This window comes from Nocardia sp. XZ_19_385 (genome assembly GCF_015355755.1).
Lineage (GTDB): Bacteria > Actinomycetota > Actinomycetes > Mycobacteriales > Mycobacteriaceae > Nocardia.
Genome location: NZ_JACVEE010000002.1, coordinates 1,322,968 through 1,339,630 on the forward strand (window position 1 = coordinate 1,322,968; position 16,663 = coordinate 1,339,630).

General features: G+C 68.0%; 9 protein-coding genes. 7 read left to right on the top strand and 2 right to left on the bottom strand.

Features of this window, described 5'->3' with window-relative positions; all coding sequences use genetic code 11:
* Positions 1-237 precede the first annotated feature (237 nt).
* Complete coding sequence (locus IBX22_RS18830; protein WP_194816842.1) at positions 238-1,125, top strand: neutral zinc metallopeptidase; 888 nt, start codon at positions 238-240, stop codon at positions 1,123-1,125.
* A 120-nt stretch (positions 1,126-1,245) separates the two neighbouring features.
* Here IBX22_RS18830 and IBX22_RS18835 read toward each other — a convergent pair whose 3' ends face one another.
* Positions 1,246-2,514, bottom strand: coding sequence for an ammonium transporter (locus tag IBX22_RS18835; RefSeq protein ID WP_194816843.1), 1,269 nt, complete (start codon positions 2,512-2,514; stop codon positions 1,246-1,248).
* 122 nt (positions 2,515-2,636) lie between these two features.
* Positions 2,637-3,461, bottom strand: coding sequence for a hypothetical protein (locus IBX22_RS18840; RefSeq protein WP_194816844.1), 825 nt, complete (start codon positions 3,459-3,461; stop codon positions 2,637-2,639).
* A 453-nt stretch (positions 3,462-3,914) separates the two neighbouring features.
* Here IBX22_RS18840 and IBX22_RS18845 point away from each other — a divergent pair, with 453 nt between their 5' ends.
* From IBX22_RS18845 to IBX22_RS18870, 6 genes are all read left to right on the top strand, one after another.
* A complete protein-coding gene (locus tag IBX22_RS18845) occupies positions 3,915-6,800 on the top strand; it encodes a DNA polymerase III subunit gamma and tau (RefSeq protein WP_194816845.1) in 2,886 nt (961 codons plus the stop codon).
* A gap of 333 nt (positions 6,801-7,133) precedes the next feature.
* Positions 7,134-8,348 (top strand): acetyl-CoA C-acetyltransferase, encoded by a 1,215-nt coding sequence (locus tag IBX22_RS18850; protein ID WP_194816846.1) that lies wholly within the window; start codon positions 7,134-7,136, stop codon positions 8,346-8,348.
* 40 nt (positions 8,349-8,388) lie between these two features.
* Positions 8,389-10,539, top strand: coding sequence for a 3-hydroxyacyl-CoA dehydrogenase NAD-binding domain-containing protein (locus IBX22_RS18855; protein ID WP_309234673.1), 2,151 nt, complete (start codon positions 8,389-8,391; stop codon positions 10,537-10,539).
* Positions 10,540-10,821: 282 nt separating this feature from the next.
* Positions 10,822-11,619: a lytic polysaccharide monooxygenase gene (locus tag IBX22_RS18860; RefSeq protein ID WP_309234675.1), complete on the top strand. Its 798-nt coding sequence runs from the start codon at positions 10,822-10,824 to the stop codon at positions 11,617-11,619.
* Between the two features lie 357 nt (positions 11,620-11,976).
* Positions 11,977-12,810 (top strand): lytic polysaccharide monooxygenase, encoded by an 834-nt coding sequence (locus IBX22_RS18865; protein ID WP_309234676.1) that lies wholly within the window; start codon positions 11,977-11,979, stop codon positions 12,808-12,810.
* Positions 12,811-13,033: 223 nt separating this feature from the next.
* Positions 13,034-16,663 (top strand): serine/threonine-protein kinase, encoded by a 3,630-nt coding sequence (locus IBX22_RS18870; RefSeq protein ID WP_194816848.1) that lies wholly within the window; start codon positions 13,034-13,036, stop codon positions 16,661-16,663.

The window sequence follows — 16,663 nt, forward strand, 5'->3', positions numbered from 1 at the left end:
GCGGCCGACGGTCCGACTCGTCGCATCGATCGTCCCGCGCCTGCCGACGAGGGTGTTATTCCGACGCACCGCGTCGAACGGCCCCAGCCGCCGGGCCACGCACCGGGATACCGCAACCCGCCCGGTTACGGTTCCGCGCCGGGGCAGCGGCCGCCTCCGGGATACGGGCCGCCGCAAGGCTTCCCGGTATTGCGCCCGAATCAGCCGCCACCGCAACGACCTCCGATGCCGCCGCCGATGCCTTACGGTCCCTCCGGCGGAGCCCCGCGACCGCCGCGTAAGAGTGGTCGCGGTGGCGTGTTCACCCTGCTGCTCGCGGTGATCGTGCTGGTGACAGGCGGTTTGGTGCTGGTGGCGGTGCGCAGCGGTGACAACTCGAAGCCGGCCGTCGCGTCCGAGGAGAACCCGGGTTCCGCCGAAGCCGGCACCAACCCGCTGCTCACCGATCAGGACGCCACGCTGCTCCCGGCCAAGTGCGCGTACACCCCGTGGAGCACCGAGGTCGGCACCGCCCGCACGTTCTTCGAGACCGCCGCCTCCTGCCTGGAGGGCGCGTGGAAACCGCTGCTGGAGCAGGAGAATCTGCCCTTCGAAGCGCCGACGCTGAACGTCAGCGCCAGCACCGAGGGCATCACCACCCCGTGTACCGGCACCACCAGCAGTTTCGCCGCCTTCTACTGCCCGGCGAACAAGACCATCTACATGCCGATCAGCCAGCTGCAGACCGAGATCTTCAAGAACAACTGGGTGGTCTACCTGTCGGTGTTCGCGCACGAATACGGCCACCACGTGCAGGCCATGTCCGGAATCCTGCGCCGCGCCAACGCCGAACGCGTCGACGCGGGCGTCCGTAGCGCCCGCGGCCTGGAACTCTCGCGCCGCGTCGAACTGCAGGCCCAATGCTTCAACGGCATGTACCTGGGCTCGTCCAACAAGGGCGGCACACTGTCGAACGCCCAGATGAACGTGGCCAAGCGCGACGCCAACGGCCGCGGCGACGGCCCCACCGACGCCCGCGACCACGGCACGGCCGAGAACAGCGGCAACTGGTTCGAACTCGGCGTCGAGAAGAACCGCACCTTCGACTGCAACACCTTCACCGCGCCGGCCGGCGCCGTCGGCTGATCACCGAGCAATGGATTGCCAGCCCAACAACTGATTTCGCGGGTACATGGGTAACTCGTCGGGGACGGGCCGACTTGCCCGGCTCCCTACCGCCGGCCGCCAACGCGGCCGGCGAGGCACTCAAGTCTGGCCTGAAGTCGCGGGGAGGCGGGAGGGCCCGTGCACGCCTTCGGCGTACGCGGTTTCGGCGTGCAGGGCGAAGTCGATGCCCGCAGTCTCGTCTTCCTTGGTGATGCGGAAGCCGATGGTCTTGTCGATGATCTTGCCGAGCACGAAGCTGACGGTGAAGGCGAAGGCCGCGACCGCGAGGACGCCGACCAGCTGCTTGCCGAGCTGGGCCAGGCCGCCGCCGTAGAACAGGCCCTCGACGCCGCCGGTCATGATCTGGTTGGCGAGCAGGCCGATCAGGAGGGTGCCGACCACGCCGCCGACGAAGTGCACGCCGACCACGTCGAGCGAATCGTCGTAGCCCGCCTTGAACTTCCAGCCCACCGCGAAGGAACACACCACGCCGGCCACCAGGCCGACGACGAGCGCGCCCAGGGTATTCACCGAACCGCAGGACGGGGTGATCGCGACCAGACCGGCCACCACACCCGAGGCGGCGCCGAAGGTGGTCGGGCGGCCGTCGCGGATCTGCTCCACCGCGAGCCAGCCGAGCATGCCGAGACAGCCCGCGACCAGCGTGTTCAGGAATACCGCCGCGGCGGTGCCGTTGGCCGACAGCGCCGAACCGGCGTTGAACCCGAACCAGCCGAACCACAGCAGCCCGGCGCCGAGCAGCACGAACGGCAGGTTGTGCGGGCGCATCGCGTCGACCTTGAAGCCGACGCGCGGCCCGAGCACGATGGCCAGCGCCAAAGCCGAAGCGCCGGAGGCGATCTCGACCACCAGGCCGCCCGCGTAGTCGAGCGCGCCGAACTTCAGCAGCCAGCCGTCCGGACCCCACACCCAGTGCGCGATCGGCACGTACACCGCCAGCGTCCACAGCGGCACGAACGCCATCCAGCCGGCGAACTTCGCCCGATCCGCGATCGCGCCGGAGACCAGCGCCGCGGTCAGGACCGCGAAGGTCAGCTGGAAGGTGACGAACAGCAGTTCCGGCACCGTGCCCTTCACCGTGTTCGGGTCGATGCCCGCCAGCGCGAAGTGGTCCAGATTGCCGATCAGGCCACCGCCCGCGTCCTCACTGAAGGCCAGCGTGTAGCCGGCGAGCAGCCAGACCACCGTCACCAGCGGAATCGAGATGAAGCTCATCATCAGCATGTTGAGTACGCCGGTGGAGCGCACCATTCCGCCGTAGAAGATGGCCAGGGCAGGCGTCATCAGCAACACCAGGGCGGTGCTGATGAGCAGCCAGGCGGTGGCCGCAGGATCGATCGAGGACACGGAAACTCCCTTCACGCAGGAATGCGTTGCAAGGAAATTACCTAATGCTCACGGTGCGACCCGCGTCACGTTCGGTTGTTTCGCCAGTGGTCGCGGCGATTTGTGCGGTGGTAAGGGTGCGATCAAGCCCGCGCTTTGCGGGCGAGAGTGCGCAGGCCCCGCTTGCCGGGGATCGGCAGATCCTCGTCGATGGCGATCCATTCCGCGGTGCTGAGCCACAACTGCTGGGCCCGGGCGTCGGCGGTGTCGTGGAACAGCCGGCGGCCGCGGTCGTCACGCAACTCCCGGGCCAGCGTCGACCAGCGCGGCGGGCGCCCGTGCTCGTTCTGGTACTCCACCAGGAACGCGGCGACCATCGTGCCGATGGTGTTGACCGGCCGCAGCGACACCCGGTTGCCGAATTTCGCGGCGTGGAAGCGCCGTGCGGCGCACAGGGATTGGGGATTGGCGTTGGAGGCGATCCAGCCGGCCCGCTGCGCCCGCTCGATCAGCCACAGATGCTTCACCGCGGTGGGCGCGATCTCGCCGATCCGATCGGCGATGAGCGCCATGACCGGCTCGGAGCACAGCACGTCGCGGCGGGTGGGTCCGGTGCCGTTGGCGGTCCAGTGCTCGTGCGCCAGCCGGGCCAGCACCTTGCCGAAGTCGTCGATGCTGCGTTGCGCGCGCCGGCCCAGCTTTTCGATGCGCTCGGCCTCGCGGCGCATCTCGTTCTGGGTGGTGAGGGTGCGGATCGCGGCCATGGTCGGCACCTGACCGCGTTCCAGGAGTTCCAGGATGGCGGCGGCGGTGGCGGGGTCGGCGGCGGCGGTAACCGGTAGCGAATCGCGCTTGAGTGCGAAGTCCTGTGGGCGGATGGCTCGGCTGAGCAGGTCGACGGCGGTGCGGTCTCCGGCGAATTCGGTGCTGGAAAGCCAGGCCGCGGCGATGTCATCACAGGTCGGCACGGGGGAGATTCCTCCGGGGACGATTCGGTGAATCGGGAAGAGCGCGATTCCAGGTTGTGCCCCGGCCGGGATGAGGGACCGGCCGGGGCCACCAACCTGATGAAGGTTTGGCTACCGAAGTTGCCGAATGCCACGGTAGCCAGCCGATTGCGTGATGTCAGGTGTGGTGATGGATTCGTTACCTACGAAATTTCCGGCAGTAACAGGGCGTGAGTTCGGATAATTGCTGCTCGCGCCGGGGAGTGGCTGGTGTATCTCGGAGTCCAACTGCCCAGGACTCTGTGATTGCTCACACGTTGCTATGTCTCGGATTGATCAACGGGTCCGAAGAAGGTGCCGTGTAGGTTGTGATCTAAGTCACATCTGAGGGCGTTTCCGCCGACTCGCCCTCCCGCTTTCCGGGACTCTCCGGTGAGTGTGCTTTTTGTCGGTGGTCGCCGGTAACCTCTGGCCGTGGCTCTGTACCGGAAGTACCGACCGGCAACGTTCGCTGAGGTAGTGGGTCAGGAGCACGTCACCGACCCGATCAGCACCGCTCTGGACACTGGGCGGATCAGTCATGCCTATCTGTTCTCCGGTCCACGCGGCTGCGGCAAGACCTCCTCGGCGCGCATCCTCGCGCGCTCGCTGAACTGTGTGGAGGGCCCGACTTCCACCCCGTGCGGCGTCTGCTCCTCATGTGTGGCGCTGGGTCCCGGCGGCCCGGGCAACCTCGACGTCATCGAGCTCGACGCGGCCAGCCACGGCGGCGTCGACGACACCCGCGAGCTGCGCGACCGCGCCTTCTACGCGCCCGCCGAATCCCGCTACCGCGTCTTCATCGTGGACGAGGCGCACATGGTCACCACCGCGGGCTTCAACGCGCTGCTCAAGATCGTCGAGGAGCCGCCCGCGCACCTGATCTTCATCTTCGCCACCACCGAGCCGGACAAGGTGCTGCCCACCATCCGCTCGCGCACCCACCACTACCCGTTCCGCCTGCTGCCCCCGGCCACCATGCGCGGCCTGCTCGGCAAGATCTGCGACCAGGAGAGCGTCGAGGTCGAAGAAGCCGTGTACCCGTTGGTGATTCGCGCGGGCGGCGGCTCGCCGCGCGACAGCCTCAGCGTGCTCGACCAGCTGCTGGCCGGCGCCGGACCCGAGGGCGTCACCTACAACCGCGCGGTGTCCCTGCTCGGCGTCACCGACGTCGCCCTGATCGACGACGCCGTCGAAGCCCTGGCGGCCGACGACGGCGCGGCCCTGTTCGGCACCGTCGACCGAGTCATGGAAGCCGGGCACGACCCCCGCCGCTTCGCCGTCGACCTGCTGGAACGCTTCCGCGACCTGATCCTCATGCGCGCCGTCCCCGACGCCGTCGAGCGCAACCTGGTCACCGGCCCCGGCGACGTACTGGAGCGGATGGGCGATCAGGCCCAGCGCATCGGCGCGGCCACCCTGGCCCGCTACGCCGAACTGCTGCACGAGGGCCTCGGTGAAATGCGCGGCGCCACCGCCCCGCGCCTGCTCCTCGAAATCGTCTGCGCCCGAATGCTGTTGCCCTCGGTCTCCGACGCCGAGTCGGCCACCTTGCAGCGCCTGGAACGTCTCGAACGCGGCGGCGTCCCCACCGGCGCCACCGCCCCGGCTGCGCCGAATTCGGCCCCCGGCGCCCGGCCCGAATCCGCCCCGGCCCGCCCCGCCGCCGCCGACCCCGGCCGCAGGCGCGGCGCCGAAGCGCTGGCCGCCCTGCGCGCCAAGCAGGAGGGACCACCTCCGGGCGACCCCACCTCCAGCGCTGAACCGTCGGCCTCCCAGACCTCCGCTCCGACCCAGCACGCCGCCGGGGCGACCCAGCAGGCCTCCGCTCCCGCGTCCTCAGAACCGGCCCCACAGGTTTCGGCCCAGCTGACCCAGGCGCAGCAGGTTTCGGCTCAGCCGACCCAGGCTCCGCAGGCCCAGCAGCCTTCGGCTCCGCCCTCGCACGCTCCAGCCCCGGTTCCACAGCCCCATGCCCAGGCTCCAGCCTCTTCGCAGGCCCATGGCCAGACGCCCCACGCCTCAGGCCCCGCTTCGCAGGCTCCGGCCTCGGCTTCGCAGGCCCAAGGTCAGACGGCCCAGACCGCAGGCCCGGCTCCGCAGCCTCCCGCCCCGACTTCACAGGCCCATGGCCAGCCAACCCAGGCGCAGGCCCCGGCTCCGCAAGCGTCGGGTCGGGCTCCTGCCTCTCAGGCGGCTGCTCCTGCCTCGGGTTCCGCTCCGCAGGCTTCCGTCGCTGCTGACGCGTCGGCTGTTTCCGCCCGCGCAGCTGAGACGCCCGTGGTCGCCCCGCCGAACTCGACCGATTCGGCTGGCGGTGCGGTTTCGAACAGCGTCGAGTCAGCGCAGGACCGGCCGGAGGGTGTGGATCCGCGGGGGCCGGTGGCCGACGTGCCGCGTCCCGACTCGGGCTACGAACCGGCCGCGGCCTCCGCTCGGGAGGCGAAGCGAGTTGCCGTGGCATCTCCGTCATCCACGGTGGAATCTGAAGCGGCACAGGTGAACTCGGTGGTGCAGCCGCAAGCGACCGGTGATTCGGCCGCGGTGCGCGAGGCCGCGCCGGAGTCGGCTCCCGCGCCGGCGGCGAGCCCGGCGGCTGCTGCGGTCCCGGGGTCGGACGAGCTGTTGCGTTCTGTGGAAGCCGCCTGGGCGGATATCCGGGCGAAGGTTCGTGAGTTCGGCGCTGCGGTGCAGGCGTTGCTGTCCGGTGCCTCGGTGGCTCGGATCGAAGGTGATGTCATCGTCTTCGCGCATCAGCACGCGCCGTTGGCGAAGCGGCTGTCGGAGCCGCGCAATATCGAGGCGGTCCGGTCGGCGGTGCGTGCCGTGCTCGGGCGGGATCACGACATCCGCTGGGAGGCGGGCGCCGCGGTGGCGCGTCCGCAGGCGGCGCAGGTCGTGGCCAAGGCCGCGCGGGCCGCCGCTCAGCCCGGTCAGGCGGCGCGGGGTGCGGGGACTGCCGGCGGTGCGGCGGCCCCGCCCCGGTTTTCCCGGCCTAGCCAGGCCAAGAACGCGCAGGCGGGCGGCCCGCCGGGGCAGCGGTCGGGGCCGGAGCCCAAGTCGTTCCCGGGTGACGACGACATCCCGCCACCGGACTTCCCGGATCTACCGGACGACCCGGGCCCTTTTGATTCCCCGCCCGCCGAGCTGGGCGGGGAATCGATCCAGAACGCGGTGCCCCGCGACCTGACGCCGGAGGAGGAGCAGGAGTTGCTCGCCGAAGCCGCCAAGCCGGTCGCCCCGGAAGATCGGCGCGACCCGGACGAGGTCGCCCTGGAATTGCTCCGCTCCGAATTGGGTGCCACGCGCATCGACGGCTGATACCGGCGGTGCTGTGAGCCGTGGGCCACATACCCACATGGTTGACAAGCACCGCCGCTAGGACGTTAAGTTAACCGGAGTTCGCACAGCGCGTACTATGAACGGGTGGCCGTCGACTCTGGTATGCCGAGCCTCTATCGTGAGCAGTTGCGTGCCCGGATTTGTACAGCGTTATGCGGCACGAACGACGAGCCTGGAGCGTTTTACCAAGCGCAGGGCTCGGCAAGCGTCGCCAATTGAATACAGACGGTCGGTCGTAGCGCCGGTCGGTGCACAGAGCGCTCGGACGGGTGAACTCCCGGCCGCCGCACCCCAAGGAAGGAAACACTCCACATGACCACAGAGGCCTACATTTACGAGGCCATCCGCACCCCGCGCGGACGCGGCAAGAAGAACGGTTCGCTGCACTCGGTCAAGCCGATCGACCTGACCGTGGGTCTGATCCAGGAGCTGCGGAACCGTTTCCCGAACCTCGATGAGGACCAGATCTCGGACCTCATTCTCGGTGTGGTGAGCCCGGTCGGCGATCAGGGCATGGATATCGCCCGCACCGCTGTCACCGTGGCCGGCCTGCCCGACACCGTCGGCGGCTTCCAGCTGAACCGCTTCTGTGCCTCCGGCCTCGAGGCCGTCAACCTGGCCGCGCAGAAGGTGCGCTCCGGCTTCGACGACCTGGTCATCGCCGGTGGCGTCGAGTCGATGTCCCGCGTGGCCATGGGCTCCGACGGTGGCGCCTGGGCCCTGGACCCGGCCACCAACTACGACACCTACTTCGTCCCGCAGGGTGTCTCGGCCGACCTGATCGCGACCATCGAGGGCTTCTCCCGCGATGACGTCGACGCCTACGCCGTGCGCTCGCAGGACCTGGCCGCCAAGGCCACCACCGGCGGCTACTTCGCCAAGTCGATCGTGCCGGTCAAGGACCAGAACGGCCTGATCGTGCTGGACAGCGACGAGCACATGCGTCCCGGCACCACTGCCGCGGACCTGGGCAAGCTGAACCCGTCCTTCGCCATGGTCGGCGAAATGGGTGGCTTCGACGCGGTGGCGCTGCAGAAGTACCACTTCGTGGAGAAGATCAACCACGTGCACCACGGCGGCAACAGCTCCGGCATCGTCGACGGCGCCGCGCTCGTGCTGATCGGTTCGGAAGAGGCCGGCAAGGCCTCGGGCCTGACCCCCCGTGCCCGCGTCGTCGCGACCGCGACCTCCGGCGCCGACTCCACCATCATGCTGACCGGCCCGACCCCGGCCGCCAAGAAGGCGCTCGCCAAGGCCGGCCTGTCCATCGAGGACATGGACCTGGTCGAGATCAACGAGGCCTTCGCCTCCGTCGTGCTGAAGTTCCAGAAGGACATGAACGTCCCGGACGAGAAGCTGAACGTCAACGGCGGCGCCATCGCGATGGGCCACCCGCTGGGCGCCACCGGCGCGATGATCACCGGCACCATGGTCGACGAGCTGGAGCGCCGCAACGGTCGCTACGCGCTGATCACCCTGTGCATCGGCGGCGGCATGGGCGTCGCGACCATCATCGAACGCGTCTAATCCCCAACCGACGCAGACTTTCACGAGGAGAAACAAAGCAGTGACCGAAAACAACATGATCGGTTGGGAGCAGGATTCGGACGGCATCGTCGTTTTGACGATGGACGACCCGAACCAGGGCGCCAACACGATGAACGAGCTCTACAAGAACTCGATGACCGCCACGGTCGAGCGCCTCGAGGCCGAGAAGGACAGCATCACCGGTGTCGTCCTGACCTCCGCGAAGAAGACCTTCTTCGCCGGCGGCGACCTCAAGAACATGATGAAGGTCGGCCCGGAAGACGGCCAGGGCCTGATGGACGAGCTCGCCAACATCAAGGGCGCGCTGCGCCGCCTGGAGCAGCTGGGCAAGCCGGTCGTGGCCGCCATCAACGGCGCCGCGCTCGGCGGCGGGCTGGAGATCTGTCTGGCGACGCACTACCGCATCGCGGCCGACGTGCGCGGCCTGAAGATCGGCCTGCCCGAGGTCAAGCTGGGCCTGCTGCCCGCCGGCGGCGGCGTCACCCGCACCGTGCGCATGTTCGGTCTGCAGAACGCGCTGATGCAGATCCTGCTGCAGGGCAACGAGTTCAACGCCACCAAGGCCAAGGAAGTCGGCCTGGTCAACGAGGTCGTCGGCTCCATCGAGGAACTGGTCCCCGCGGCCAAGGCGTGGATCAAGGCCAACCCGGACAAGGGCGTGCAGCCCTGGGACGTCAAGGGCTACAAGATCCCCGGCGGCACCCCGTCCACCCCGGCCTTCGCGGCGAACCTGCCCGCGTTCCCGGCCAACCTGCGCAAGCAGCTCAAGGGCGCGAACATGCCGGCCCCGCGGGCCATCATGTCCGCCGCGGTCGAGGGCGCGCAGGTCGATTTCGACAACGCGTCGCTGATCGAGTCCCGCTACTTCGTCGGCCTGCTGACCGGCCCGGTCGCGAAGAACATGATCCAGGCGTTCTTCTTCGACCTGCAGTCGATCAACAACGGCGGCTCCCGTCCGAACGATGTCCCGAAGAAGGACATCAAGAAGATCGGCGTGCTGGGCGCGGGCATGATGGGCGCGGGCATCGCCTACGTCTCGGCCAAGGCCGGCTACCAGGTCGTGCTCAAGGACGTCACCATCGAGGCGGCCGAGCGCGGCAAGAACTACTCCGAGAAGATCGAGGCCAAGGCCCTCTCGCGTGGCAAGACCACCGAGGAGAAGTCCAAGGCGCTGCTCGACCTGATCACCCCGGCCGCGGATCCCGAGGCCTTCGCCGGCGTCGATTTCGTCATCGAGGCCGTCTTCGAGAACACCGAGCTCAAGCACAAGGTGTTCCAGGAGATCGAGGACATCGTGGACGCGGACGCCCTGCTGGGCTCCAACACCTCGACCCTGCCGATCACCGGTCTCGCGGCCGGCGTGAAGCGCCAGGAAGACTTCATCGGCATCCACTTCTTCTCGCCGGTCGACAAGATGCCGCTGGTGGAGATCATCCGCGGTGAGAAGACCTCCGACGAGGCGCTGGCCCGGGTGTTCGACTACACCCTCGCGATCAAGAAGACCCCGATCGTGGTCAACGACAGCCGTGGCTTCTTCACCTCGCGCGTCATCGGCACCTTCGTCAACGAGGCGATCGCCATGCTCACCGAGGGCATCGACCCCTCGACCATCGAGCAGGCCGGTCTGCAGGCGGGCTACCCGGCCGCGCCGCTGCAGCTCTCGGATGAGCTGAACATGAAGCTCATGCTGAAGATCGCCAAGGAGACCGAGGAAGCGATCGCCAAGGGCGACGCGACCATGGGCCGCAAGCGGCACCCGGCGATCGACGTGATCGAGTACCTGGTGAACGAGGGTCGTCCGGGCCGCCTGGAGAAGGCTGGCTTCTACGAGTACGACGAGGCGGGCAAGCGCACCGGTCTGTGGCCGGGCCTGCGTGAGCACTTCAAGACCGTCGCCGGTTTCGGTGTGCCGATCCAGGATCTGATCGACCGCATGCTGTTCATCGAGGCGATCGAGACCCAGAAGTGCTTCGACGAGGGCGTGCTGACCACGACCGCCGACGCCAACATCGGCTCGATCTTCGGTATCGGCTACCCGGCGTGGACCGGTGGCGTGCACCAGTTCATCGTCGGTTACCCGGGCGGCCAGGAGGGCTTCGTGGCCCGGGCCGACGAGCTGGCCGCGAAGTACGGCGAGCGTTTCCAGGTGCCGGCCTCGCTGCGCAAGTAAGTCTGCAGTAGCACCAACGGCGGAGCCCGCCACCACGAATTGTGGTGGCGGGCTTTGTCATTCTTCATGAGATCTTCATGTTTACCTGTTGGGTCACAACGTTTTCGCCAATTACTCGCCGGTACCGCGAATGAGACTTGTAGCAATTCAACAGTTTTCACGCAGCTATCGGAATTTCTTGACGCCCTCAATGGTGAACGCATATGGTTCACAACGCGCTTTATAACAGGACAGTAACGCCGGCCCCTTGCTGTTCGTCCATACTGATGAGGGAGAACAAGAGTGGGTATTCGTGCCCTTTCTACCGCTGGTGCTGCCCTGGGTATCGCGCTCGCGGTCATGCCGGCCGGAACCGCGTCCGCGCACGGCTATCTGTCCGGCCCGGCCAGTCGTCAGGCCCAATGCGCCGCGGGCAGTGTTTCCTGCGGACCGGTGTCGTATGAGCCGCAAAGCGTCGAAGGCCCCAAGGGTCAGAAGAATTGCAGCGCCGGTCTGGCGAACTTCAAGGAACTGGACGACGACAGCAAGCCGTGGGCAGTCCACGATGTCAGCGGCACTGTCGATTTCACCTGGACGCTGACCGCGCTGCACCGCACCGCCAGCTATGAGTACTACATCGGCGACAAGCGCGTCGGGTTCGTCGACGAGGGTAACGAGGTGCCGGACTCGAAGACCCAGACGCACAAGATCGACCTGAGCGGCTTCAGCGGGAAGCAGAAGCTGCTGGCGATCTGGAACATCGGCGACACCGTCAACGCCTTCTACTCCTGCGTCGACCTGAACATCGGTGGCGGGGGATCGACGCCGACCACCGGGCCGACCACCTCGGCCCCCGCGCCCACCACCGGTGCGCCCGCGCCGACCACCACCGCGCCCGCGCCGACCACGACGGCGCCACCGAGCACTCCGGTGACCACCCAGCCGAACCCGGCGGGCACGGTCTGGGAGCCGCACGCTTCCTTCAAGGTCGGTGACGAAGTGATCTACCAGGGCAAGAAGTACAAGTGCCTGCAGGCGCACACCGCGCACGACCCGAACTGGACGCCGGCGAACACTCCGGCACTGTGGCAGTCGATCTGATCGACGGCTGATCCGAACGCTGAGCCCGCTCCCACGTTGTGGGGGCGGGCTTTTCGTTTCCCGGGAGAGAACTTGCTGATGGCTTGCGGTGAACCGCGTCAGCAGCCTCTCGAGCTGAGGGCCATTTGATCTATCTATTGCGATGGGAAGCAAACCCGGCTGGTCGCAATGTTTTTGGCGGTTCCTACAGATCCTTTGGATGAGATCTGCGACACGCCAACAGTTTCCGCCTAGTTATCAAAAGTCCTTGACGCTTCAATGGTGAAAGCATATGGTTCACAACGCGTTTGATAACAGGACAGTAACGCCGGCCCCTTGCTGTTCATCGATCCATCCACATTGATGAGGAGAACAAGAGTGGGTATTCGTGCCCTGTCTACCGTCGGCGTTGCCCTGGGTACAGCGCCGTTTCTAATCGCGGTCCTGCCGCCCGGGACCGCCTCCGCGCACGGTTACGTGTCGGGTCCGGCCAGTCGCCAAGCCCAGTGCGCCGCCCGGACCGTCTCGTGCGGTCCGGTGCAATACGAGCCGCAAAGCGTGGAAGGCCCCAAGGGTCAGCGCAATTGCAGCGCGGGACTGGCGAATTTCCGGGAGCTCGACGACGACGGCAAACCGTGGACCGTCCACAATGTCCGCGGCACAGTCGATTTCACCTGGACGCTGACCGCACTGCACCGCACCGCGAGCTACGAGTACTACATCGGCGGCACGCGTGTGGGTTACGTCGACATGGACAACGCCGTCCCGTCCTCGAACACCCAGGCACACAAGGTCGACCTATCCGGGTTCAGCGGTAAGCAGAAGTTGCTGGCCATCTGGAACATCGGTGATACCAGCAATGCCTTCTACTCCTGCGTCGACCTGAACATCGGCGGTAACTCCACGCCGACGACTACGCCGCGGCCCACCACCTCGACGCCGACGACGCCGAGACCGACCGACCCGACCACGACCCGGCCCAGCACGCCACCGACCACCACCCCGAGGCCCACCGACCCGACGACCACGCCCCCGAGACCGACCACTACCCGGCCGGACCCGGGCGGTACGGCTTGGCGGCCGCACGCCACCTACCAGGTCGGCGACCAGGTGACCTACCAGGGTGCGAAGTACCAGTGCCGGCAGGCGCACACCGTCCACGATCCGAACTGGACACCGCCCAACACCCCGGCACTGTGGCAGCGGACCTGATCTCCCGCTGACCCCGAGCGAAAGCCCGCCCCACGTCTGCGGGGGCGGGCTTTCCCGGCGGTAACGGCGCTGCTTCGAATCCTCACCCGCACGCCCCGTTACCGCGCTACGTTGGAGTAAGCGCAGACAATACGGATACCCCGCAGCGCCTGCGATGAGTCCGATGTCGGTGCGTACCACGATCGCCGACGTCGCCGATTCGATGTTAGTTCGAGGTGGGCACATGAATCCACAGACGCGTTCGGGCCCTGGGGGGCGGAAGCCGGCGGTGGCGCGGGCGAGCTCTGGGGAGCCCGAGGCGGAGACCGCCGATCCGAAATCCCGCCCGCACACCGACACCCAGCGTATGGAGCCGATCGCCGTGGCCGACGAATTGGCGGCCATGGGCTTGTCCGGGGCGGTGGAGATCGGGCGGGGCGGATTCGGTGTGGTGTACCGGTGCCTGCAGGTCGCGCTGGAACGCGTGGTCGCTGTCAAGGTCCTGTCCTCGGAGATCGATGACGAGAGCCGGGAGCGGTTCCTGCGCGAGGAGCAGGCCATGGGCCGGCTGTCCGGGCATCCGAATATCGTCGACATCCTGCAGGTCGATGTCACCGCCAGCGGTATGCCGATCATCGTGATGCCGTACTGCACACACGGCTCCTTCGAACAGCTGATCCGCGACCAGGGCCCGCTGACCTGGTCGGATTCGATGCGAGCCGGTGTGAAATTGGCGGGCGCCATCGAGAGCGCACACCGGGCGGGGATCCTGCACCGCGATGTGAAGCCGGCCAATGTACTGCTCAGCGCCTACGGCGAACCGCAGCTCACCGATTTCGGGATCGCCCGGATCCCCGGTGGTTTCCGTACCTCCAGCAGCCTCATCACGGGCTCGCCGGCGTTCACCGCGCCGGAGGTGCTCAAAGGCGACGAACCGACCGTCCGCTCGGATATCTACAGCCTCGGCGCCACCCTGTTCGCGCTGCTCACCGGGCACGCGGCCTTCGAGCGACAGGCCGGGGAAAAGGTAGTCGCCCAGTTCCTCCGGATCACCACCCAGCCGGTCCCTGACCTGCGGGATCAGGACATCCCCACCGACGTGGCGGCGGTCATCGAGGCGGCTATGTCGGGCGATCCGCGGGAGCGCCCGGAGTCGGCCTACGCCTTCGGCGAGCTGCTGCGCGACGTCCAACTGGCGCACGGAATGGTGCCCGACGAGATGGCGCTGCTGGATCCGGCGGCCCTGCCCGACGAGATCGACCTCGCGACCGGGGAGCCCTCGGGGAACCTGCCGGAGTCGACGGGTACGCGGCCCGGGATCACCCGCCGCAGCTGGCCGCTGACCTTGCGGCCGATGGTGTCCCAGCATCCCACCGGCGCCGCCGCCCCGACGCTGCCGCCGACTGCGGCGACCAAGTTCCGGCCGCCGACCCCGGCCCGGGAACCGATGCTGCGGCCCCGGCTGCTGGACACGTTGCGCGCCGGGGGCCGACGCCGGCTCGCGGTGATCCACGCGCCCGCCGGCTTCGGCAAGTCGACGGTGGCTGCCCAGTGGCGGGCCGAATTGGTCGCGGGCGGTGTCCCGGTCGCCTGGCTGGGTGTGGGCCACGACGACGACAACGAGGTCTGGTTCCTCGCACACCTGATCGAGGCGATCCGCCGGGTCCGCCCCGATATCGGAATGGGGCTGGACCGGGTGCTGGAGGAACGGCCCGCCGACGCCGTCGCCTATGTGATCGCCACCCTCATCGACGAGATCCACAGCGGCGGCGAAACCATCGTGGTCGTCGTCGACGACTGGCATCGCCTCGATGATCCGGGCGCGCACCGGGTGATGGAGTCGTTGCTGGACAACGGATGCCACCATCTGCGGTTCGTGGTGACCAGCCGGGAGCAGTCGGGCCTGCCGACCAGCCGGATGCGGGTGCACGACGAACTGGTCGAGATCGGATCGACGGCGTTGCGCCTGACCCTGGAGGAAACCCGGGAAGTCCTGGTGGAGCGCCACAACTTCGACCTCGGCGACACCCAGATCGAGCAGATCCAGACCGCCACCGACGGCTGGCCCGCCGCCATCCAACTGGTCAGTCTCGCACTGCGCGGCAACGCCGCGGCCGATCAGCTGATCGGGACGCTGTGCGAAGGGACGCACGGCATTCGGGAGTACCTCGCGGAGAACGTGCTCAATACCCTCGAGCCGCGCATGCTGGACTTCCTCACCGCCATCTCGGTATCCGAGAAAATCTGCGGTTCACTGGCTTCGGCGCTGTCGGAGGACAGCGAAGGGGAGCTGCTGCTGGCCCAGGCCGAGCAGCGGGAGCTGTTCCTGCACCGGATCGAGCACGACCCGGAGTGGTTCCGGATGCAACCGCTGTTCGCCGAACATCTGCGCGGCCGGTTGGAGCAGTCCGATCCGGCCAAGCTGAAAGCCTTGCACCGCAAGGCCTCCCGCTGGTTCGCCGAGCATCAGCAGCTGCGGAAATCGGTGGATCACGCGCTCGCGGCGACCGATCTGAAGCTGGCGCTGGACCTGCTCGAGGGCGGCGGTATGGACCTCATCGACGGGTCCCGGCTGGCGACCTTGCTCGGCACCGTGTCGAAACTGCCGGTGCAGCAGGTGTCTTCGCGGTCGAAACTGCTGATGGCGGTGGCGCGCGCGAATGTGAACCTGCAGCAGTCCGGTGCGGCGCGCACGGCGCTGGGGCGGCTGTCCAGCCTGCTGGCGCGCGGGTCGGCGACCGATGCGGAGGTGGCGCAGCAGCGCTGCGAAGCCGCCGTGCTGTCCGCGGCCGATCAGATCGCGAGTGATCACACCGAGGGCGTGCTGGACCAGGTCGCGGACTGCCTGGAACGGCCCGATGAGCTGCCCGCCTGGACGGTGTCGACCGCCGCGAACCTGACCGCGTTCGTGCGGCTCACCCATTTCGATTTCGACGGCGCCCGGGAAATCCAGCAGTGGGCCGAGCCGTATCACGCGCAGTCCAAGGATCCGCTCGGCGCGGTCTTCGGGCTGTGCTCCCAAGGCGCCGCCGCCTACGAACAACTCGATATCCCGACCGCCATGGATCGGTTCCAGCAGGCGTGGGATACCGCACGCGAGCAGGCGGGCCCGCGCTCACACGCGGTGCGGGTGGCGGCGGCGCTGCTCGGTGAATTGAACTATCGCCGTGGGGATCTGGATGCGGCCGATCGGCTGCTCGACGAGAGTCACGAGCTGGTCACCCGGGTCGGTCCGGTCGATTTCCTGATCGCCACCTTCGTCATCGGGGCGCGGGTGAAGGCGGTGCGCGGCGATTTGTACACCGCCGCAGCGCGTTTGGACGAAGGCGCGCGCATCGCCGCCGACGGCAGGCTGCCCCGGCTGGCCGCGCACATCCGGGCCGAGCGGCTGCGGCTCGGGTTGCCCGCCACCGCGGCGGGCGACGGTGATGCGCAGCATCCGGATCGGCTGGGCGTCTTCCACCACTCGCACCGGTTACGCGGTGCGGCGGCGTTGACCGCGGAGGCGGAGGAGATCGCCGCGATCCGGGGGCTGCTGGCCCAACGTCAGCTGCGCACCGACGACACCGCGGTCCGCCGGGCTCGCGCCCTGCACGGCCGCATGGACGAACAAGCCCGTCCCCGTGCGGAATTGGACACCGCGCTGCTGCTCGCCGAATGCCTGGCCGCCTCCGGCTGGGTCGGCGAAGCGACCGGCCTGCTGCTGCCCGCCGCCGCCACCTGCGCGGACCTCGGCTGGACCCGGCCCCTGCTGGACGCGGGGCCGAGCGTCGTCGCCATCCTGCGAGTGCTGCGCACCGAAATGCACCAGGGGCCGAACCACTCCGAGGAGGTCACCCTCCCGGCGTTGTTCCTGGCCGAACTTCTGGACTGA